Source organism: Aquiflexum sp. TKW24L, from assembly GCF_023502205.1.
Lineage (GTDB): Bacteria > Bacteroidota > Bacteroidia > Cytophagales > Cyclobacteriaceae > Cognataquiflexum.
In genome coordinates, this window is sequence record NZ_JAMFLG010000021.1 from 1 (window position 1) to 19,523 (window position 19,523).

Here is a 19,523-nt window from a genome sequence, read left to right on the forward strand (position 1 = left end):
AGTTGGAAAGTTGGATGGATTTGACAAGAGCCATAATTCATATCACTTCCAACCGAGACTGAAAAACTGATTATGAAAACTGACTACTGATACAATGCTAACTGCGACTGAAAACTGACTACTCAACATCCCCAAACTCAATCCAAAGCTGTTTTCCTACATAAAGGCTTTCTTCTTCGACATTGAGGTTGGAGATGCCGATGCCGAAGAGGCGGACGGGGGATTTAAGTTCTTCTTGGTTGAGGAGTTCCAAGGTGGTTTCCCAGATTTTTTCGGGTTCTGTAAACTGCTCAAAAGTCTTGCTTCTCGTCTGAACAGTGAAATCGTGGTATTTGATCTTTAGCGTAACTGTTCTTCCCTTGATCCCGCTTCGGCTGATGCGGCGTTTGAGTTCTTCGAAAATCTCCTCCAATTCAATCAGCCACTCTTCCATTTTAGCCAAATCAGTTTCAAAAGTATTTTCAGCACTCAGCGATTTCCGGATGCGGTTGGGTTGGACTTCGCTCAGGTGAATACCGCGGACAATGTTATAAAAATGAAGCCCTGATTTGCCAAAACGCTTGCTGAGGTATTGCAGGGAAAATTGCTTCAGGTCAAAACCATTGTGAATGCCGAGTTCTTTCATCTTGTCGGCAGTCACTTTTCCGATTCCAAAAAACCGCTCAATGGGCATCTTCTCCAAAAACGCTTCCGCATCCTTGGGCAAGATGACGGCCTGACCATTGGGTTTGTTGATATCAGAGGCAGTTTTTGCCAAAAACTTGTTGTATGATATTCCCGCTGAGGCATTCAAACCAACTTCGTCTTTGATGCGTTTTCGGATCTCAAGCGCGATTCTTGTGGCAGATGGATTGTTCACTTTGTTTTCTGTCACATCCAAAAAAGCCTCATCCAAGGAAAGCGGCTCGACCAAATCGGTATATGCATAGAAAATCTCTCTAATTTGATTGGAAATCTCTTTATAGCGATCAAATCTCGGTGGAACAAAAATCAGGTGCGGACATTTCAGGGCAGCCATTTTGCCGGACATGGCCGAGCGGACACCGTATTTTCTGGCTTCATAGGAAGCTGCAGCTACCACTCCCCTTTCCCTGTTTCCGCCTACTGCAAGGGGCTTTCCACGCAAGTCAGGATTGTCCATCTGCTCCACGGATGCATAAAAAGCGTCCATGTCGACATGAATGATTTTCCTGACGTTTTCCATAAGCTATTTTCCTTCCAAAACCTCCATAATCGCCGAAGCTTTGAGCAAGCATTCTTCGTATTCGTAGTCAGCATCGGCGTCATAAGTGATCGCTGAGCCTACGGCAAAGTATCCTTTGCCTGCATTTTTATCAAAAATAATACTGCGGATAACCACATTAAAATCAAAATCACCATTGGCCTGAATATGTCCCAAAGTTCCCGAAAACCATCCTCTCTGGAAATTTTCATACCGATCGATCAATTCCATACACTTGATTTTTGGCGCGCCTGTCATGCTCCCCATCGGAAATGTGGCATGGAAAATTTCCTTGAGACCCACATCATTTTTAATAGTGGACGTCACTGTCGAGATCATCTGATGGACTTTGGCAAAGGGATAAACGCCAAAAAGTTCCTCCACCTCCACAGAACCTGTTTCCGAGATTTTGGATAAGTCATTCCGCATCAGGTCGACGATCATGAGGTTTTCCGCCCGCTCCTTTTCCGAGTATAGCAATTGGTTTTTCAGTATTTCATCTTCAGCAGCATCCTTTCCTCTTTTGATGGTTCCTTTGATTGGCTGTGCAATCAATTTATTACCTTCTTTTTTCAAGAACCGTTCAGGAGAAGCGCCGATAAGGTATTTCTCCTTTGCTTTGAACAAAGAAGAAAAAGGCATGGGTGACTTTTCTTTCAAATCCCTAAAACCGATAATCGGATCCCAATATTGACTTTCAAAGGTAAAACCCATACAATAATTCAACTCATACATATCCCCTTCCTCGATATGGTTTTGGATGGCTTTGATGGCAGAGAAATAGTCTAGTTGGGTAGTCAAAGGATTCACTTTTACTGTAGGATTGGACAGAATCAGTTGGAATGACTCCCTGATTTCTTCGCCTATGCTTTTCCCTTCAGGATGAAAGACGGTGAAGCTATTTTCGCTGAATTCTATTCTGATTTCAGGAATGAAAAACAAGGACTCGGGACAATCTATCAGTGAAGGATTGTTATTTGTAAGTTTTTCAACCTTGTTTTTATAATCATAACTGACTATTCCCACCATTTCATTTTTGCCATAATGCCTGTCCGCCTCAGCCAAATCCATGGCTTGACCGGCAGCAAGAATGACATTTGGAAATCCTCCATAGGGATAAGTAATCCCATTGTCCTGAAAAAATGAAAAGTAGGAATACCGATTGTCAAACCAATGAAGTAAATGGCTTTTCCAATCAGGATGCTCGGGAATCGAAAACACAAACTTTTCTGACATGTTGCAAAAGTAACGTAATGGCACAAAAAAAAGAGGAAACCCTGCGGCTTCCTCCTTGATATTTATATACTAAGTTGGATTAGTTCGCTTTGATATCGAATCCTACAGAAACTGTATTGTAGATGAATTGATCTTTTGCTTTGTCAACTGCAGTGCTTTCGTCATTGTAAGCCAAACCCCAAGCTGTTCTGTCGATATTGAAACCTGCAGAAGCGGAAACTGCTCCGTCCACAATAGACACGGAAGCCGGGAATTTGATGTTTTTGGTAGTACCTCTCATAGTCAGGTTACCTGAAATCCAATGGGTTGGATTGGAAGGAGCAACTTCAGAGTCCTTCTTTGGTGTATTTTTAGAAGTGAATTCCTCTTTGTCAGCGATGGCACCTGCCGAATATGGCTCCACCGAAGTCAATTCAAACTGAGCTTGTGGATGGTTGGAAGCATCAAAGAAATCAGGAGACTGAAGGTGACCCCAAAGTTTTCCGTAATTTTCATCCGATTCTTGCATGTCTTGGATTTTCAAGCCTGTGATGTCAAATACAAACTTTGCCCCTGTAAGTTCTTCACCTTGTACCATAACCTCTCCGGTTGTTACCGGAATGACACCGAAATGCTGACCTGTTGGCTTATAGCCTCTCCAGTTAATTTGACTTGTAGATGCATTAATGGCCAAAGTTGTACCTAATGCTTCAGCTACCTCAGCTGCATCCGTAGCTTCAACAGTGTCACTAGGTTTGCCACATGCTACCACGATAAAGGCAAGAGCAATAACCAAACCTGTTTTTTGTAATAATTTCATAATGTTGAGTGTTGTTGTTTAATTTATATGTACATACATATGTGTATATACATTTAAAACTATTTTGGGTCAAAAAAGTTCAAATCAGTTAAAAAAAAATAAATTTGATCCTCAGGTATTTGGATACCATCAGACTATAAACCTATATAAATGGCTTTAATTAAAAGTTTAAGGGGTTTTAGCCCCGTTTTTGGAGACAATTGTTGGTTGGCTGAAAACGCCACGGTGGTCGGGGATGTGATCATGGGCAAAAACTGTACGGTATGGTTCAATGCCGTAGTCCGCGGAGATGTGCACCACATTCGGATCGGAGATGACACTAATATTCAGGATGGTGCTGTCATTCATTGCACCTACCAAAAATCAGGGACCATTATAGGCAATAAAGTTTCCATTGCGCACAATGCCGTTGTCCATGGATGCACGATCCATGACAATGTTCTGATTGGTATGGGAGCAATCATCATGGACAATGCGGTAGTACATTCGGGTGCTGTGATTGCCGCAGGTGCTGTAGTTTTGGCAGGGACGATTGTGGAAGCCAATTCAATATATGCCGGCATGCCTGCCAAAAAAGTAAAGGAAACAGGCCCTGAAATGCTCGAAGTCATTGAGAGGACAGCACGCAACTACCCGATGTATGCCGAATGGTTTAAAGAAAGCGAATCAAAATGAATCGATTCTTAACCAAATTCAGCACCAACAGAAACATTGCCATACTTTTTGTCCTGTTTCTGGGATTCAATCTTTGGATCTTACCGAGCATGATGCCCGGAGAAAAACCTCTTGATTTAGAGATTTTTTATACCGCAGAAGAAGCTTACGTCAAGGTTGAAGGATTCTCTTCTGAAGTCAGGGAAAGCTACAGGATGGGTTTGATGGTTTCTGACATGCTATATCCAATGGTGTATGGAGCCCTTTTTTCCTTTGTGATTTTCAGACTTTGGCAAAATGAAAAGCTTGTCGCCTTGCCCTTATTCATTATGATATTCGATATCATCGAAAACATCGGCATCATCAATGTTTTAATTCTATACCCTGAAAAAAGCCATTTTTGGGGGTCTTTGGCCGGTATTTCAACAGCCATAAAGTGGTCCTTTACCGCTATTACCATTTTGATTGTTTTGGTCGGAGTAGGCAAAAAAGTGTTGTTAAAAAAATAAATTTGCTTTGGGAAATTATTTTCTTCCGTTGAATTTCCTTGCTATAAACTTTTATGATTATCCGGATGAATGCACCTTATAAAATTATCTTTAAAGATTTTCTTAGGGCTTCATGAAATCTATCATTAAGTGTAAAATATTTATTTGAATCAGGCCCCGAAAACTTTAACCAGATTTTTTTGTGATTCCCCAAAAGCGGACTATTTTTATTCGGATTAGAAAATTTTGTTATGAAAGAAGAATATTTTAAGTGGTACTCTCCCCATTTGCATAGAGATGTGCAGATGCTCGCTTTTGGTCATGCAGGCTACCCAGTTATATTGTACCCGACTTCCATGGGTTCATTCCATGAAAATAGAGACATGGGTTTGATAGGAGCAGCAAGTTGGTATATCCAACAAGGCCTTGTTCAGATATTCTGCCCGGAAAGCAATGACAGGAACAGTTTTTACAACAAGCAAATCCATCCCCATCAACGTATCCAAAATCACATTGCCTATGACCATATGATCCGCTATGAAATCGTAGAAAAAATCAGGCATAATACCTCGGTCGGCAAGGTCGTCGTGGCCGGTTGTAGCTTTGGTGGATACCATGCTGCCAATTTTGCTTTCCGATATCCCGGTTTTGTCAGTCATATGTTTTCATTGTCCGGGGCATTTGAGATCAGAAACTTCATGGATGGGTATAACCATGGCGATATCTTTTACAATTCCCCTTTGGAATTTTTACCTGGCAACCATGATGGTGATTTATGGAAAATGGACATCGTTCTTGGCACCTCTAATTGGGATATCTGCTTTGATGCCAATGTCAAACTAAGCGATGCCTTGGAAGGAAAAAGCGTCCGCCACTGGCTAGATGTCCGCAAGGACAAGCACCATGACTGGCCAATATGGAAGGAAATGTTCCCCCACTATTTATCAAGAATCAAGTTCAATTAACCAAATACCAACCATATATGAAAAAGATAGGAATTCTGTTTGGCATGGAAGATACTTTTCCCCATGCATTTGTCGAAAGAGTCAATGAAAAAAAAGAGAAAGGAATCATTGCAGAACCTGTTTTGATCGATAAGGTAATCCAAAACAAACTTTCTGAATATGCTGTCATCATTGACAGGATTTCTCAGGATGTGCCGTTTTACAGGGCTTATCTCAAAAATGCCGCCTTGACAGGTACCGCAGTGATCAACAATCCGTTTTGGTGGAGTGCTGATGATAAGTTTTTTAACAATGCCCTCGCCGATCAGTTGGGTGTCCCACTCCCAAACACCGTGATTTTACCTTCTGCTCAACATCCTACTGATACGACCCCAAAGTCATTCAGAAACTTAAAAATGCCTCTGGATTGGCAAGGGATTTTTGACTACATAGGTTTTCCTGCCTACATGAAGCCCTATGCAGGTGGAGGTTGGAAAAACGTTTACCGCTTGGAGAACAAAGAAGAATTCTTCCAAAAACATCAGGAAACAGGACAATTGGTCATGTTGCTTCAGGAAGAAATCGTATTTCAGGAATATTTCAGGGTGTATTGTCTTGCCGGCAAGGCTGTCCGCATCATGCAGTATGAACCCCGCAATCCCCACCATCTACGCTATGTGGTCGATGGACCACCATCTTCCAAAAAACTATTGGCAACAGTGAAAGATTACACCATCAAGCTTTGTGAAGGTTTGGGGTATGATTTCAACACGGTTGAATTTGCAGTCAAAGACGGTGTGCCTTATGCAATAGATTTTGGAAATCCTGCCCCGGACGCAGACATCAACTCTGTCGGTCAGGCAAATTTTGATTGGGTTGTAGAAGAGGCCGCAAAAATGGCGATTGCCTATGCCAAATCACACAAACCCGGTCAGGTAAACCTCACTTGGGGTACTTTTATGAAAAATGCAGTCAGCTCCGCAAAAAGATTCTGATATATGAGAAAGTTACCCGTTTTTACTTTGGGTGTTGAAGAGGAATATCAAATCATCGACCCCAACACCAGGGACCTGAGATCCCATATGTCCAAAATTGTAGATGGTGCCAAAATCATTCTGAAAGAGCAGGTAAAAGCAGAAATGCATCAGTCTGTCGTAGAAGTTGGTACCAATATCTGCCAAAACATTGCCGATGCACGGCAGGAGGTCTCTTACCTGAGAAGAAAAATTGTTGACTTGGCCGATGAGCAAAAATTAATTGTCGGCGCATCGGGTACCCATCCATTTTCAAAATGGCAGGAGCAGCCCATTACCGATGATCCACGGTATCATATGATTGTCAATGAGCTTCAGGATACTGCAAGGTCAAATTTAATTTTTGGACTCCATGTCCATGTGGGGATCGAAAATAGGGAACTTGCGCTGCAGATCATGAATCAGGCATGTTATTTCCTTCCGCATATTTATGCGCTTTCGACCAACTCCCCTTTTTGGGAAGGAAGAAATACAGGCTTTAAAGCATTCAGAGCTCACGTTTTCGCAAAGTTTCCGAGAACAGGACTTCCTGAATATTTTGATTCAGTGCAGTCTTACGACAATTTTCTGGAGACTTTGGTCAAAACAAACTGTATCGACAATCCCAAAAAAATCTGGTGGGACCTGAGGATGCATCCTTTCTTCAGTACCATCGAATTTAGGATCTGCGACATGTGCCTGACAGTAAACGAAACGATCTGCATCACGGCCCTTATCCAAGCTGTAGTCGCCAAACTTTACAAAATGAGTATGATGAATACCAGCTTCAATATATACAGAATAGCTTTGATCCGTGAAAACAAGTTCAGGGCAGCGAGGTACGGGACTGATGGACAGATGATTGATTTTGGTCAGAAAAAAGAAGTAGCGTACAAGGAATTGATGGTGGAGCTGTTGGAATTTATCGACGATGTTGTAGATGAATTGGGCAGCAGAGAAGAAATCAATTATGTCTATGAAATTCTCAAAAACGGTACAGGAGCAGACAAGCAACTTGCTGAATTTGAGAAAAACGACCATAATTTTTCCAAAGTAGTGGACTTCATTGTGGGAGAATTCACAAAGGGTATCTGATTACGAAAGGGTTTTGAATGTAGGTTGCCAAATATCTTTTACACAATCTACATTCAATAATCTTTAACTTTGCTGCGCTTCAAATCACAAAATCAACATGGAGGAAAAAATCAAAGTCGGTGTTTTGGACATGTACAATGGCAAAGCCAATCAAGGCATGCGCTGTATTCATGACATCGTAGGAAGGTTTTCCAATGAACTCAGTCTACAGGTTTTTGATGTAAGACAAAATGCTGATGTACCCCTAGTCGAGGATTTTAACCTGTATATCTCAAGCGGTGGACCCGGAAATCCACTTGAAGGCGATGGTATATGGGATAAAAAATATTACCAACTTCTAGATGACATCTGGGCTTGGAACCAGACCAATGAAAGAAAAAAATATATCCTTTTCATTTGTCATTCCTATCAGATGGCCGTGCAGCATTTTGGACTTGCCCAAGTGACACGGAGAAAATCCACCTCCTTCGGAGTGATGACCATACACAAAACAGAATCGGGTATGACCGATCCACTTTTTGAGGGATTGGACAATCCATTTTGGGCAATAGATTCCAGAGATTATCAGGTAGTGGAACCTCATGTAAAAAAATTCAAAGAAATGAATGCGGACATCATCGCTCTTGAAAAATACCGGAACCACGTAGAATATGAAAGAGCAATAATGGCAATTAGGTTTTCTCCAGAAATGGTTGGGACCCAATTTCATCCCGAAGCCGACCCGGTCGGTTTTTTGAGCCATCTCAAAAAACATGAAGTAAGGGATGAAATCATAGCCCTAAGGGGAAAGGCAAGATACCTATCGATGCTCGAACATATCGTAGAAGAACATACCATCTACAAAACCAACGAAACGCTGATTCCCAATTTCCTGTCACAATCCATCCAATCCATCAAAGAGCAACAGGCCATCCTACAATAACAATTGAAATATGATTCAGCAACATCGGGAATTTTTCAATATGGAATTCAGCAAAGAAAAATACCAGGCATTCCTGGATGACCTTGCCTCAGATTTTGATTATTTACCAACCTTTAGGGTAGCAGAGACACCTTTTTTCATCCCCCAAGAACTGAAAAACCAGCTTGTGGAAGGTTGTCAGCAAGTTATTGATTTTATCAAAAGGAAGGATTTCGATTCATTGACAGAAAAATCACTCAATGTAAACTTCAACGTACCCAATCAGGACCATCATACCCAATTTCTAGCCATTGACTTTGGAATCTGTGAAGAGAATGGCAAAATCCTTCCCAAGCTGATAGAAGTACAGGGTTTTCCATCCGTTTTTAATTTTCAATACAACCTTTTTGAGAAGATAAAAAAATCTTACCCCTTCCTTGACCAATTTACCCCTTATCTCTCTGACCTAGATGCGGATGGTTATTTGGCAATCTTCAAAGAAACTGTTCTGAACGGGCATAAACCTGAAGAAGTCATTTTGCTTGAAATTGAGCCGGAAAAGCAAAACACGAAAATCGATTTTTATTATTGTCAAAAGGACCTCGGCGTTCCCTTCATTTGTGTTACAAAAATAACCAAACGAGGGAAACAACTTTTCTACACCGATAAAGAAGGACAAGAAATCCAGATCAAAAGAATTTACAACCGGGTGATTTTTGATGAACTCGAGGCAAGAAAAGACCTCAACATGCAATTCTCATTTTTGGAGGAATTAGATGTGGAGTGGGCTGGACATCCAAATTGGTTTTATCGGATCAGCAAATTCATACTTCCTTATTTGAAAGGACCATATTTCATTGAGACGACTCTCCTAAGCGAACTGAAGGAAATTCCTGAGGACTTGGAAAACTATGTCCTGAAGCCTTTATTTTCCTTCTCGGGAAGTGGTGTAATCTTTCATGTCAAAAAATCAGACATCGAATCAGTCGAAGACAAGGATTTGTATATCCTTCAGAAAAAAGCCAAATATGTCCCTGTGCTCCAGGCACCTGATGAAAAAGTCAAGGCGGAAGTCCGTATGTTGGCCGTTTGGCCAGAAAAAGACGAAAATCCAACCTTGATCGGTAACCTAATCCGGCTTAGCCGCGGAGAGATGATCGGCGTCAAATTCAACAAAGATAAAGACTGGGTTGGCGGGACATTAGGGCTGTTTGAAAAATAATCTAATCTCCAAGTAAAGTTTCAAGCGGAACAATTTTGTATCCTGATTTTTGCCATCCCTTGATCAAATCCGGCAAGTATTTATAGAATTTATCTGTCCGCTTTTCCCCTACCCCAATGTGTATCAGTAATATTAAACCGTTGAGTCCATTGGGGTCTTTGAATTCACACTGCCAGATACTTTGCATGATGTCCTCCGAACTTATATAATTTTCCATTTCAGGATCGGTGTAGTCGGCACTTGTTCTAGGGCCCGGTGTAAAATTGATGAGTTGAAAACCCAACTTTCTTGTCCATTCACTGATGTTTTCATTGTACCATTCATAAGGTGGTAAAAAATATTTGGTGTTTTCCTGTTCGATTCCAAACCGCTTCATTTCAGAATAATTATCTAAAAGGTCTTTGGAAAATGTATACCTGTCGATGAGTAACTGACTTCTATCATCCCATTCACAATATAGCAAATGCTTGTCTGAATGGGCCCCAAGAAAATGGCCGTTGTTTTTGATGGCTTTAATCAGAGGTTCAAATTCATGATTCCGGTAAAAATCACCTGTGAAAAAAAATGACGCTTTTATTTTATTTCTCTCCAAGGTTTCCAGAATCTCCCATCCCCCTTCGGCATATTCATGACCTGTCAGCACTATGGAAATCTGTTTTTTGGATGTGTCCCCTCTGACAATCCCATCCAAGACATATTGGTTTTGCGAAAATACTTCCTGGAATAAAGATAAAAATAACGCTAAGAGCACGCATGAAATGGATGTTTTGGTTTTCATAGGAGATAGATAATAATTACTGTCAATCCACAAACTTTCGGCTACCCGATTTTTATAGGATAGAATTTCAAGAGTAGATAGAAATTACTTAAAAACTGTTTGTCCGGAGCAAAAGGATTTCTAATTGGATAAAAAACAGTGAATAGATAAAGGTATTGGTTTGGGGTGATACTTATTTACCTGCGAGATTTTGCACAATATTCCAATAAAATTACTGAAATCAAAATAAACCTACACCGCCATATAAAAATCACTTTTTATTTAAAATCTTTTTGATAGTTTCAGGTGTTTATAGCTATCGAGCATATATTTATCGCCATCACATTTTCAATCAATGATAATAGGGATTTTAAAAGAACCCCAAGACGAGTCTAGAGTCGCACTTTTGCCGGAAGCGGTAAAAACTCTCATCAGCTGGAAGGTCTCGGTTTGGGTAGAAACACATGCAGGCGCAAAAGCCTATGCATCCGATCAACTTTATTTAGAGTCAGGTGCAGAAATCCACAGCAGACAGGAGATCTTAACCCAAACAGACTTGATCATCGGGATTCAGCCCATTTCGCATGAAGAAATAGCATTGCTGAAAACCGAATCTGTGCTGATGGGACAAATGGGAGCATTATTCAGTCCTGATCTTACCAAATTTCTGATCCAGCAAAAAAAGACAGCCTTTAGTATGGAATTGGTCCCGAGGACCACCCGCGCCCAATCAATGGACGTGCTTTCTTCAATGGCTACAGTTACAGGCTATAAAGCAGTGCTTACGGCGGCAAATCTCCTTCCTAGGTTCTTCCCAATGTTTATGACTGCGGCAGGAAGTATCACGCCTGCCAGGATTCTGATTTTGGGAGCAGGAGTGGCCGGGTTGCAAGCAATCGCTACAGCAAGACGGCTTGGCGCTTCAGTTTTTGCATTTGATGTCCGACAAGCCGCCAAAGAGGAAGTACTTTCTTTGGGAGCAAAGTTTGTCGATGTGGAAGGTGCCAAGGAAGACAAAGGTGCCGGCGGGTATGCCGTCGAGCAGACTCCCGAATACATTCAAAAACAGAAAGATACCATTCATGAACATGCTGCCAAAGCAGACATCATCATTACGACAGCTCAGATTCCTGGAAGAAAGGCCCCTCAATTGATAGAGGAACGAACAGTTCTAGCTATGAAGCCGGGTTCGGTCATCATAGACCTTGCAGCCTCCTCAGGTGGCAACTGCGCACTTTCCCAGCCTGAGCAAACCGTAGAAGTCAATGGTGTCCGGATAGTAGGTGTCGGTAACCTTGCAGCAAGTATGCCTCAGGATGCGAGCAAAATGTATGGCAAAAATTACCTCAATTTCCTCAAATTGATCATCAAAGACGGGAATCTCAATCTGAATTTTGAGGATGACATCGTGACAGGAACCTGTGTTTGCCATGCAGGTAATCCTATCAGTCCACGTATCATTCAAATGCAAACTAACTGATCATGGAACAAGTTTTAAATTATATTGGTGAAAATATGGAGATGGTGTATTTCCTGTTGTTAGCCATCTTATTGGGAGTGGAAGTGATTTCCAACGTCCCTGCAATCCTCCATACACCACTGATGTCAGGTGCCAATGCGATCCACGGTGTGGTAGTCGTAGGTGCCATCATCGTTATGCTTCAGGCTTCACCAGACAACTATCTCGCTTTATCAGTCGGGTTTTTGGCGGTATTGGTGGGTACACTGAATGTCATCGGAGGATTTGTGGTGACTGACAGAATGTTGGAGATGTTCAAGAAAAAACCTAAGAAATCATGAGTCTGAATATATTGGAAATATGTTATCTCATTGCATCCCTGACTTTCATCTTGGGATTAAAAATGCTCAGCAATCCTGATTCTGCTAGAAAAGGAAACCTAATCGCAGCTGCCGGTATGTTGATTGCGATCATTGCGACCATTACTTTATATCAGGATTATGATTCTGGCAAATTGATCAATTATGGCCTGATCTTCCTAGGATTGATCGTCGGAACTGTCATCGGAACCATCATGGCGCAAAGAGTCCAAATGACTTCCATGCCTCAGATGGTGTCATTCTTCAATGGAATGGGAGGTGCCTGCGCTGCTTTAATTGCAATCATCGAATTCCAGAGCCATCAGCATAGTACTGTTACCGGCTTTGATGGAGAGTTGTTGGTCATGCTACTCGGACTTTTGATCGGGTCGGTTTCATTCTCCGGTTCTATAATCGCCTACGGCAAATTAGAAGGGAAAATCCAGGACAAGGTATTACCTATGAACCAGGTCATCAACATGGCCATGTTGGGAGCGATCATTGTATTGATTATCTACCAAATGGTCAGTGGATCTGATCCAATCTTTTTCTACGCACTTTTGGTGATTGCTTTGATTTACGGGGTGTTGTTTGTCATGCCGATCGGCGGGGCAGATATGCCAGTAGTTATCTCTTTGCTCAATTCCTTTACGGGTATGGCAGCGGCTTTTGGAGGATTCCTCTATGGCAACAAAGCCATGTTGACAGGTGGTATTCTCGTAGGTTCGGCAGGAACTATCCTCACCATCCTGATGTGTAAGGCAATGAACAGGTCCTTGACCAATGTCTTGCTTGGTGCATTTGGTAGTGCCGCCCCCAATGGTGCAAAACCCGCAAGCGGAGACCAGTCAGTGCGGGAAATCAGCATCACCGATGCAGCCGTCTTATTGTCTTATTCACAAAGTGTGGTCATCGTACCTGGTTATGGATTGGCTGTAGCGCAAGCACAGCACATTTGCCATGAGCTTGAGAAACTGCTAGAGGAAAAAGGAGTGGAAGTGAATTATGCCATTCACCCGGTTGCGGGTCGTATGCCGGGCCACATGAACGTGCTTTTGGCAGAAGCTGATGTACCTTATGAAAGGATGCAGGAAATGGAAGAGATCAATTCCAAGTTTACCAATACTGATGTGGTAGTCGTCATTGGTGCCAATGACGTGGTCAATCCGGCTGCCAAGAATGACCCTTCCTCTCCGATATATGGCATGCCTATCCTAGAAGTCGACCAAGCCAAAAATGTAATTATCCTTAAAAGAGGTATGGCGGCAGGTTATGCAGGCATTGAAAATGAACTCTTCTTCTATCCTAAAACCAGGATGCTTTTTGGAGATGCCAAAGCTACACTTCAGAAGCTGACTGCTGAGGTAAAAGAAGTGTAAAAAAATGTCCGATGACCGATGACAGATGTTTCGTATCCTCGAGTTATTCTTGTATAATTTAATCGAATGGTGATTAAAGAATACGATCCTATTTAAAATACAAAAAAGCCCATGCTACCAAGCTTGGGCTTTTTTGCTTTCGAATAATCAGACAACCATCTGCTAATCAAAATTTTAAAGAGAAAATTAAAATAAGCATTTTGGCTAATCAAAATTCTTAAAAACAAAACTGCTTTTTCTTCCCAATTACATCAGCGAAGAAAAAGCAGTTTAGATGATTTGATCTAATTCTACTAAAATATGCATCTATGCATTGATTTCAGTAAAATGATTTTCCAATTTAAATCATGGCCGGAAACCATAATGTACGGTACATCCCTGCCCGACAGCAGGCGGGGGTCTTCCGACTTCCGTCTTCCAACCCGTTTGTAGAAGATTATTGGCCTCCTGGCAAAGTAGCGGACAACCAAAATAAATAGATCTACCTCACTCCAAAAACATATTCAATCTTGTGACTGTAAGTTTCTCCCGGATTAAGCCTCGCAGAAGGGAAAGTTGGTTGGTTTGGGGAATCAGGAAAGAACTGCGGTTCAACGCAGAATCCATAATTTTTCACATAAGTTACCCCATTCGTCGTTTGCTTGCCATCAAGGAAATTTCCGGTATAAAACTGTACGCCAGGCATATTGGAATACATGGTAAATACCCTTCCTGTTCCGGCGTGATAGGCCTCAGACATTTTCGCCAATTGGCCGTCGTGCTCTTTTTTGACTACAAAATTATGGTCATAGCCACTTCCGGTATCAGCGATTCTTTCACCGATTTTGTGAGGGGAAGTAAAGTCAAAAGGCGTGCCCGCGACAGGGGCTATCTCCCCGGTTGGGATCAACCCTGCTCCTACAGGTGTATAATGCTCCGCAAAAATTGTCATCTCATGCCCTAGGATATCTTCCTTCATATCACTCAGGTTAAAGTATCCATGTTGGGTGAGGTTTACAATCGTGGCCTTATCGGTGGTGGCTCCAATATCAATGGTAAGTTTGTTTTCCTTGCCAAGGATAAAGGAGATTGAAGAAGTAAGTGTACCTGGATAGCCTTCTTCCCCATCGGCACTGACATAAGTCATCTTAACCCCGACGGCATCTTCTAATTCCAATACTTCAGCCTCCCATATTTTTTGGTTGAATCCTTTGACTCCACCATGAAGGTGGTTTTTTCCATTATTTGTGGCCAATTGATAGGTCTCCCCGTCAAGGGAAAACTTTCCATTGGCGATTCTATTGGCGTACCTACCTGCTGTAGCGCCAAAGAAGTAACTGTCAGTGACGAAATCCTCAACTTTGTTATAAGTCAACATGATGTCACCTGAATTGCCGTCCCGGTCGGGAACACTGATTCGTGAAATGGTTGCTCCATAGTTGGTCAACTCCACTTCCATACCATTTCCATTTTTTAGGTTGAAAACCTTGGCATCATTGCCATTCATTTTGATGTTTTTCACTTCGATTTCAAATTTAATTTCCTCCTCTACTTTCTCCTCTTTGGGAGCTTGGCAAGAGGCTATGATAAGTATTAGGCTTAAAGGGATAAGATAACTTGCTTTTTTCATATCGGTGGGTTTATTAGGTAAGATTAAACTAAATACCAAAAATTGAGGCCTATTTTAAGTGAAAATAAACACAGTAATTTTCAGTGGCTTCATTTTTGGAAGTAATTTAGAAAAACTGTTCCAACTATGAAAAAAATCATCCTTTTATCCTTAGCAGTAGCCACGCTAAGCGTATCATGTGTTTCTAAAAAGAAATATGTACAACTCCAAAATGACAATTTCAAAACCGAAGCATATCTGGCTGAAACCAGAATGGAAAAAGAAGCTTTAGAAGCTGAAAAGCAGGTACTGGAAAATAAAATGGGCAGAATTGAAGCCCGGGTTGCTGAATACAATGACAGAATAAATTCTTTGAAAAACGAAAGTGATTCAAAATTTACCCTTGATGGCAAAACTCCAATGTCCAATGACACAAGAGGGAAACTTAACGCCACATTGGCAAATGTAAGTGCTTCTGATCTTTCGGGTGCTAAAAACCTAGAAGATTCTATCAATGTGGCCATCTCCCACAACCTGAAAAAATCCATCACTGACGGTTCAGAAGAAAACGACGACATCCAGATCACTGTCGACAAGACTGTCGTGATGATCAATGTGTCTGACAGACTTTTATTCAATACGGGGAGCTACCAAGTTTCCAGAAACGCAGATGGTTTGCTAAAGAAATTGGCGGAAGTCATCAATTCCGAACCTTCTCTTGAAGTTATGATCGAAGGTCACACTGATCCAAGAACCATTCAAACAGGAGTCTTACAAGACAATTGGGACCTTAGTGTCAAAAGAGCAACTTCTATAGTAAGGATCCTTGAAACCAAATATGACGTGGCACCTGAGAAGATGATCGCTGCAGGCAGAGCAAGTTACATTCCTTTGGTAGAAAATGACACCAAGGAAAATATGGCCAAAAACAGGAGAACGCGAATCGTTTTGATCCCTGATATGGATAAGTTCTTTGCAATGATTGAATAATTAAAATAATGGTATCGAGGCCACGATTTATATTGAATTCCAGTGATCCATTAGATGCCATACAAAATATAAAAATCTACTAAACCATAATTAATAAAAAAAAAGCCAGGAAATTTCCTGGCTTTTTTTTTGACCCTCTTCGGTTAATTGAAATTAAGCTTAAAATGGATGGCCTTACTCCATCGTTCCTTTCGGGTCTTTTGAAACATAAGGATCAAAAGGATAAGTCCTTGGCAAGACATCCACGCCTGTTGTGACTTTAATGGGTGCTTCACCCGGGTAGGTGATTTCCACAAAATAAGCTTGGAATCCTTTTTGAGGGACTTTCATCTGCACTTCATACCTTCCGCTTTCATTGACCAAAATTTCTGAAGAAGTCCATTTTGGACCCAAAACATAGATCCTGAAATCCCTACCCTCTTCATTCGCCGCAGTCCATAATTTGATGGATGTTGGTTTTTGGTTTGGGTCTGTTGTAATTAATATTTTATCACCATCTATCTTCCATTCATACTTTGGACGTGGGGTTTCATTCAAAATGGAGTGATAAAAGGCGATCATATTTGGCAATGCATCTGACTCACTCAGGTCATGGCCATAATTGGGAACATACTGCACGTGCTTTTCGCCAGGAAGACTGTCCCAATAAAATTTCCAACTGTCAGGCAAAAAGAATTCATCGCCAGTGGCGTTGATGAGCAGTTTTGGTATATCATATTCTTCAAGGTATGAAAAGGGTTCAGTGATTTCCAGAAGCCTGTCGTACTCCTTGGAGCCTTGCCACTCCATGATTCCCTCGCGCTTATAATCCTCCACCGCAGGAGACCACTCCCCATAATTTCTCCAATGGTGTTGAAATGATGGAATGATATTAAGTAGGTCAATCACAATCGGCACGATCGCCACAACCCGGTCATCCACAGCGGCGGTGGTCCACGTTGTCCATCCTCTTTTGGAGGCACCGGCTACAACATATTTGTCCACTACCTTATTTTGTTGCTTTTGAGCTACTTCTGTGACCACATCCATGGCCAGTTTGACTGCTTTCGTCATCGGTAGTCTTGAAAGCCAATAAGCATCCTCATCTTTTGCCCCACCTTCCAGAAATTTCCTCCAACCATAAGCAATGATCGCGTCCTCATACCTTTCTCCAAAAGTATCATTGGCAAAAACCAATGGTTGGAAAGGAATATTATGGATTTTTGCCACTATGGAATTGGTCTGTAAAGCTGCCGCCAAGATCATTTGATCCGGGTCTTCGGGCATTTTGGAGTTTTTACTGCCCCCACCAATGTACATCATCCCTGTTTCAAAAGGTGTTTCTTTGGGAATTACAACCGATACATAGTGCCACCACTCAATCTCATCGACAATATCCTTGGTCAGCCAGTGCTGCGAATACATCTTGATGACATGGTAATCATAACCTTCCCCTTGTGAGCTATGGATGATTTCATACCGAAATGTGGAATCTGGCGCATGCACATAATCCTTGAGCAGGGTGTTGGATTTTTGGGGAGAGGTTTCTGTTTCCTCCTGTTTGGTCTGACAGCTCCAGCAAGCCAATAGAAGTATGGCAAGGGTCAATACCCTAAAAATCAATAGATTAAAATAATGTTTCATAGAGGTGGTTTTAATTTTTAATAATTTCAAAATTTACTGAAAAAAAAGCCAACTCTCCAATTTTAAGAATACCGAAAAAAAGAAAAAAGCCGGATTTCAAAGAAAATCCGGCTTTTCAAAATCCAATCAACCTTTATCTATTTATCTTCTGGAACAAGAACTTTATCTATTACGTGAATGATGCCATTAGAGGCTGGAACAGTTCCGATTATTTTTCCACCATTGATCAGGATGGATCCATCCGCTGCTATTTCTACTGTCACAGACCTGCCATCGGCCGTTCCCATTTTTCTTCCATTGACAAAGCCCTCAGGCTTGTAAACCCCAAGAAGCACATGATATTCCAAGATATCCCTTAGCTTCCTTTGGTTTTCAGGTTTGGTCAAGGTTTCCAATGTACCTGCAGGTAAGGCATCAAATGCCGCATTGGTCGGCGCAAAAACGGTAAAGGGCCCGACGTTGGTCAAGGCATCTACATATTGGGCTGCTTGAAGGGCCGCGACCAAAGTAGTATGGTCAGGTGAACCGACAGCCACCTGGACAACATTGGGATTGGAGACATCATCCTTAACTCCAGATTGACCCACTGAAGCTGGGGATGATACAGCCTCTGAACTTTGATTTTGTTCTACGGATCCACCGCAGGCAATCATGAGTAGCATTAAAGCTAGAATTGGAAAATGTTTGACTAGTGATTTCATTTTGTTTATGGGTTTTGAATGTGATACAAAAATAATAAAGGATATTTTTATCCTTTATGATAAAAATCATAGTTTCTCAAAAACATTAACAAAATCCTAAATTAATATGCATTGTTTTACACCTTAATTAATCTCAGGCCAACCTCGATCAAACACCGTCTTTGACTTCATCTCCAACCTGACTATAGCTGAAAATCATCCAGTAATTTTAATAATCAAATCCAATCCGCCCATTTTTAAATTTCCTTTTTCCTTGTCGCTAAATAGAAATTGATTTCCTGAAAGTAAAATCACCCCCTTTTTATCAAGGAATTTGGATAGGTAGTTTCTGTTGAAAATGATCTCTGGCAAGATTCTTAAACTAAGAATAAGATTTTAATTATTTTTTAATAGTATGATTTTTGTCATGATTTAAAGTATATGTAAAGGATAATTTTGTCTTTTAAATAAAGACTCCCAATGAGTAAACGTCAAATCATCAAAAGAAAATTGTTTCAATACAGCTTAATTCCCCCTAGAGCTTGGAGACCGTATGCGATTGTTTTGGTTGCGGCAATTTTTGGCTTGGGTATTTATTTGGTACGCTTAAGCAATGCTGCGTCCTACTTGTCAGATGATCCACAGGCGTGTGTGAATTGCCACATTATGACACCACAATACATCACTTGGACGCGCAGTTCCCACCGGGAAGTTGCCCATTGCAACGACTGCCATGTTCCTCATAACAATATTGCAAACAAATATTTTTTCAAAGCCAAAGATGGCTTGTATCACGCATCTGTTTTTACATTAAGGGCCGAACCTCAGGTTATCAAAGCCTTGGGACCATCCATCAAAGTAATTCAAAGTAACTGCATCCGCTGCCATGAAGATCAGGTGACGGACGCAAAATTGATCGGATTGGTAGAAAACCACCATCCCCACCGAACGGACAGAATCTGTTGGGAATGTCATAGGGAAGTTCCCCATGGGAAAGTTAGAAGCCTAGCGTCTGTGGGGCATCAGATTGAACCCATCCGGGCCCATGCCCCGCCTGACCTGGAGATTATTCCCAAATGGCTCAAAGAAAGCATGCAAAAAACCAAGCAATAAC

20 protein-coding genes are annotated in these 19,523 nt (G+C 41.5%); 13 read left to right on the forward strand and 7 right to left on the reverse strand.

The features are described 5' to 3' along the window. Positions 1–118 precede the first annotated feature (118 nt). The 3 genes from dinB to M3O96_RS14045 all read right to left on the reverse strand — a co-directional run bounded on the left by dinB (position 119) and on the right by M3O96_RS14045 (position 3,257). Positions 119–1,204: a DNA polymerase IV gene (gene dinB, locus M3O96_RS14035; RefSeq protein WP_249721452.1), complete on the reverse strand. Its 1,086-nt coding sequence runs from the start codon at positions 1,202–1,204 to the stop codon at positions 119–121. A 3-nt stretch (positions 1,205–1,207) separates the two neighbouring features. Further along, entirely contained in the window at positions 1,208–2,458 is a 1,251-nt protein-coding gene (locus tag M3O96_RS14040) for an anthranilate synthase component I family protein (RefSeq protein WP_249721454.1), read from the reverse strand. 79 nt (positions 2,459–2,537) lie between these two features. After that, entirely contained in the window at positions 2,538–3,257 is a 720-nt protein-coding gene (locus M3O96_RS14045; protein WP_249721456.1) for a YceI family protein, read from the reverse strand. A 150-nt stretch (positions 3,258–3,407) separates the two neighbouring features. Between M3O96_RS14045 and M3O96_RS14050 the strand changes: the two genes are divergently transcribed. From M3O96_RS14050 to M3O96_RS14080, 7 genes are all read left to right on the forward strand, one after another. After that, positions 3,408–3,932 (forward strand): gamma carbonic anhydrase family protein, encoded by a 525-nt coding sequence (locus tag M3O96_RS14050; protein ID WP_249721457.1) that lies wholly within the window; start codon positions 3,408–3,410, stop codon positions 3,930–3,932. Next, entirely contained in the window at positions 3,929–4,420 is a 492-nt protein-coding gene (locus M3O96_RS14055) for a hypothetical protein (RefSeq protein WP_249721459.1), read from the forward strand. Before M3O96_RS14050 ends, M3O96_RS14055 begins: the two co-directional genes overlap by 4 nt. A gap of 230 nt (positions 4,421–4,650) precedes the next feature. Then, positions 4,651–5,364, forward strand: a complete 714-nt coding sequence (locus tag M3O96_RS14060) for an alpha/beta hydrolase-fold protein (protein WP_249721463.1) — start codon at positions 4,651–4,653, stop codon at positions 5,362–5,364. A 17-nt stretch (positions 5,365–5,381) separates the two neighbouring features. Further along, positions 5,382–6,338: an ATP-grasp domain-containing protein gene (locus tag M3O96_RS14065; RefSeq protein ID WP_249721465.1), complete on the forward strand. Its 957-nt coding sequence runs from the start codon at positions 5,382–5,384 to the stop codon at positions 6,336–6,338. Between the two features lie 3 nt (positions 6,339–6,341). Further along, the gene (locus M3O96_RS14070) at positions 6,342–7,451 is read left to right on the forward strand and encodes a carboxylate-amine ligase (RefSeq protein ID WP_249721469.1); all 1,110 of its coding nucleotides are present in this window, start codon (positions 6,342–6,344) and stop codon (positions 7,449–7,451) included. Between the two features lie 97 nt (positions 7,452–7,548). Further along, positions 7,549–8,373 (forward strand): type 1 glutamine amidotransferase, encoded by an 825-nt coding sequence (locus tag M3O96_RS14075; protein WP_249721472.1) that lies wholly within the window; start codon positions 7,549–7,551, stop codon positions 8,371–8,373. 10 nt (positions 8,374–8,383) lie between these two features. Continuing rightward, positions 8,384–9,574, forward strand: a complete 1,191-nt coding sequence (locus tag M3O96_RS14080) for a hypothetical protein (protein WP_249721475.1) — start codon at positions 8,384–8,386, stop codon at positions 9,572–9,574. A 1-nt stretch (position 9,575) separates the two neighbouring features. On the opposite strand, the gene M3O96_RS14085 is transcribed toward M3O96_RS14080, so the two are convergent. Further along, complete coding sequence (locus M3O96_RS14085; RefSeq protein ID WP_249721478.1) at positions 9,576–10,352, reverse strand: polysaccharide deacetylase family protein; 777 nt, start codon at positions 10,350–10,352, stop codon at positions 9,576–9,578. Positions 10,353–10,686: 334 nt separating this feature from the next. Here M3O96_RS14085 and M3O96_RS14090 point away from each other — a divergent pair, with 334 nt between their 5' ends. The 4 genes from M3O96_RS14090 (at position 10,687) to M3O96_RS22055 (ending at position 14,007) form a co-directional block, all read left to right on the forward strand. Beyond that, positions 10,687–11,811 carry a Re/Si-specific NAD(P)(+) transhydrogenase subunit alpha gene (locus M3O96_RS14090; protein WP_249721481.1) on the forward strand — a complete coding sequence of 375 codons (1,125 nt, stop codon included), beginning with the start codon at positions 10,687–10,689 and terminating at the stop codon, positions 11,809–11,811. Positions 11,812–11,813: 2 nt separating this feature from the next. Then, on the forward strand, positions 11,814–12,131 hold the full coding sequence (locus M3O96_RS14095) for an NAD(P) transhydrogenase subunit alpha part 2 (RefSeq protein ID WP_249721486.1): 318 nt from the start codon (positions 11,814–11,816) through the stop codon (positions 12,129–12,131). After that, complete coding sequence (locus tag M3O96_RS14100) at positions 12,128–13,528, forward strand: NAD(P)(+) transhydrogenase (Re/Si-specific) subunit beta (protein WP_249721489.1); 1,401 nt, start codon at positions 12,128–12,130, stop codon at positions 13,526–13,528. The genes M3O96_RS14095 and M3O96_RS14100 overlap by 4 nt, the downstream gene beginning before the upstream one ends. A 347-nt stretch (positions 13,529–13,875) precedes the next feature. Then, entirely contained in the window at positions 13,876–14,007 is a 132-nt protein-coding gene (locus M3O96_RS22055) for a hypothetical protein (protein WP_283774003.1), read from the forward strand. A gap of 2 nt (positions 14,008–14,009) precedes the next feature. Here M3O96_RS22055 and M3O96_RS14105 read toward each other — a convergent pair whose 3' ends face one another. Continuing rightward, positions 14,010–15,137: an aldose epimerase family protein gene (locus M3O96_RS14105; RefSeq protein WP_249721491.1), complete on the reverse strand. Its 1,128-nt coding sequence runs from the start codon at positions 15,135–15,137 to the stop codon at positions 14,010–14,012. Between the two features lie 126 nt (positions 15,138–15,263). Between M3O96_RS14105 and M3O96_RS14110 the strand changes: the two genes are divergently transcribed. After that, complete coding sequence (locus tag M3O96_RS14110; protein ID WP_249721493.1) at positions 15,264–16,106, forward strand: OmpA/MotB family protein; 843 nt, start codon at positions 15,264–15,266, stop codon at positions 16,104–16,106. A gap of 174 nt (positions 16,107–16,280) precedes the next feature. Here M3O96_RS14110 and M3O96_RS14115 read toward each other — a convergent pair whose 3' ends face one another. Beyond that, positions 16,281–17,729 (reverse strand): PhoPQ-activated pathogenicity-related family protein, encoded by a 1,449-nt coding sequence (locus M3O96_RS14115; protein ID WP_249721495.1) that lies wholly within the window; start codon positions 17,727–17,729, stop codon positions 16,281–16,283. Positions 17,730–17,866: 137 nt separating this feature from the next. Further along, positions 17,867–18,430, reverse strand: a complete 564-nt coding sequence (locus M3O96_RS14120) for a fasciclin domain-containing protein (protein WP_249721497.1) — start codon at positions 18,428–18,430, stop codon at positions 17,867–17,869. A 459-nt stretch (positions 18,431–18,889) separates the two neighbouring features. On the opposite strand from M3O96_RS14120, the gene nrfH reads away from it, so the two are divergent. Next, on the forward strand, positions 18,890–19,522 hold the full coding sequence (gene nrfH / locus M3O96_RS14125) for a cytochrome c nitrite reductase small subunit (protein ID WP_249721499.1): 633 nt from the start codon (positions 18,890–18,892) through the stop codon (positions 19,520–19,522). Position 19,523 lies beyond the last annotated feature (1 nt).

What these genes read in the sequence shown, in the direction of transcription:
- M3O96_RS14080 (WP_249721475.1), top strand. Translation starts at nt 8,384, where the DNA reads ATGATTCAGCAACATCGGGAATTTTTCAATATGGAATTCAGCAAAGAA.
- M3O96_RS14085 (WP_249721478.1), bottom strand. Translation starts at nt 10,352, where the DNA reads ATGAAAACCAAAACATCCATTTCATGCGTGCTCTTAGCGTTATTTTTA.
- M3O96_RS14050 (WP_249721457.1), top strand. Translation starts at nt 3,408, where the DNA reads ATGGCTTTAATTAAAAGTTTAAGGGGTTTTAGCCCCGTTTTTGGAGAC.
- M3O96_RS14115 (WP_249721495.1), bottom strand. Translation starts at nt 17,729, where the DNA reads ATGAAACATTATTTTAATCTATTGATTTTTAGGGTATTGACCCTTGCC.
- M3O96_RS14075 (WP_249721472.1), top strand. Translation starts at nt 7,549, where the DNA reads ATGGAGGAAAAAATCAAAGTCGGTGTTTTGGACATGTACAATGGCAAA.
- M3O96_RS14040 (WP_249721454.1), bottom strand. Translation starts at nt 2,458, where the DNA reads ATGTCAGAAAAGTTTGTGTTTTCGATTCCCGAGCATCCTGATTGGAAA.
- M3O96_RS14070 (WP_249721469.1), top strand. Translation starts at nt 6,342, where the DNA reads ATGAGAAAGTTACCCGTTTTTACTTTGGGTGTTGAAGAGGAATATCAA.
- M3O96_RS14065 (WP_249721465.1), top strand. Translation starts at nt 5,382, where the DNA reads ATGAAAAAGATAGGAATTCTGTTTGGCATGGAAGATACTTTTCCCCAT.
- M3O96_RS14060 (WP_249721463.1), top strand. Translation starts at nt 4,651, where the DNA reads ATGAAAGAAGAATATTTTAAGTGGTACTCTCCCCATTTGCATAGAGAT.
- dinB (WP_249721452.1), bottom strand. Translation starts at nt 1,204, where the DNA reads ATGGAAAACGTCAGGAAAATCATTCATGTCGACATGGACGCTTTTTAT.
- M3O96_RS14105 (WP_249721491.1), bottom strand. Translation starts at nt 15,137, where the DNA reads ATGAAAAAAGCAAGTTATCTTATCCCTTTAAGCCTAATACTTATCATA.
- M3O96_RS14090 (WP_249721481.1), top strand. Translation starts at nt 10,687, where the DNA reads ATGATAATAGGGATTTTAAAAGAACCCCAAGACGAGTCTAGAGTCGCA.
- M3O96_RS14095 (WP_249721486.1), top strand. Translation starts at nt 11,814, where the DNA reads ATGGAACAAGTTTTAAATTATATTGGTGAAAATATGGAGATGGTGTAT.
- nrfH (WP_249721499.1), top strand. Translation starts at nt 18,890, where the DNA reads ATGAGTAAACGTCAAATCATCAAAAGAAAATTGTTTCAATACAGCTTA.
- M3O96_RS14120 (WP_249721497.1), bottom strand. Translation starts at nt 18,430, where the DNA reads ATGAAATCACTAGTCAAACATTTTCCAATTCTAGCTTTAATGCTACTC.
- M3O96_RS14110 (WP_249721493.1), top strand. Translation starts at nt 15,264, where the DNA reads ATGAAAAAAATCATCCTTTTATCCTTAGCAGTAGCCACGCTAAGCGTA.
- M3O96_RS14100 (WP_249721489.1), top strand. Translation starts at nt 12,128, where the DNA reads ATGAGTCTGAATATATTGGAAATATGTTATCTCATTGCATCCCTGACT.
- M3O96_RS22055 (WP_283774003.1), top strand. Translation starts at nt 13,876, where the DNA reads ATGGCCGGAAACCATAATGTACGGTACATCCCTGCCCGACAGCAGGCG.
- M3O96_RS14045 (WP_249721456.1), bottom strand. Translation starts at nt 3,257, where the DNA reads ATGAAATTATTACAAAAAACAGGTTTGGTTATTGCTCTTGCCTTTATC.
- M3O96_RS14055 (WP_249721459.1), top strand. Translation starts at nt 3,929, where the DNA reads ATGAATCGATTCTTAACCAAATTCAGCACCAACAGAAACATTGCCATA.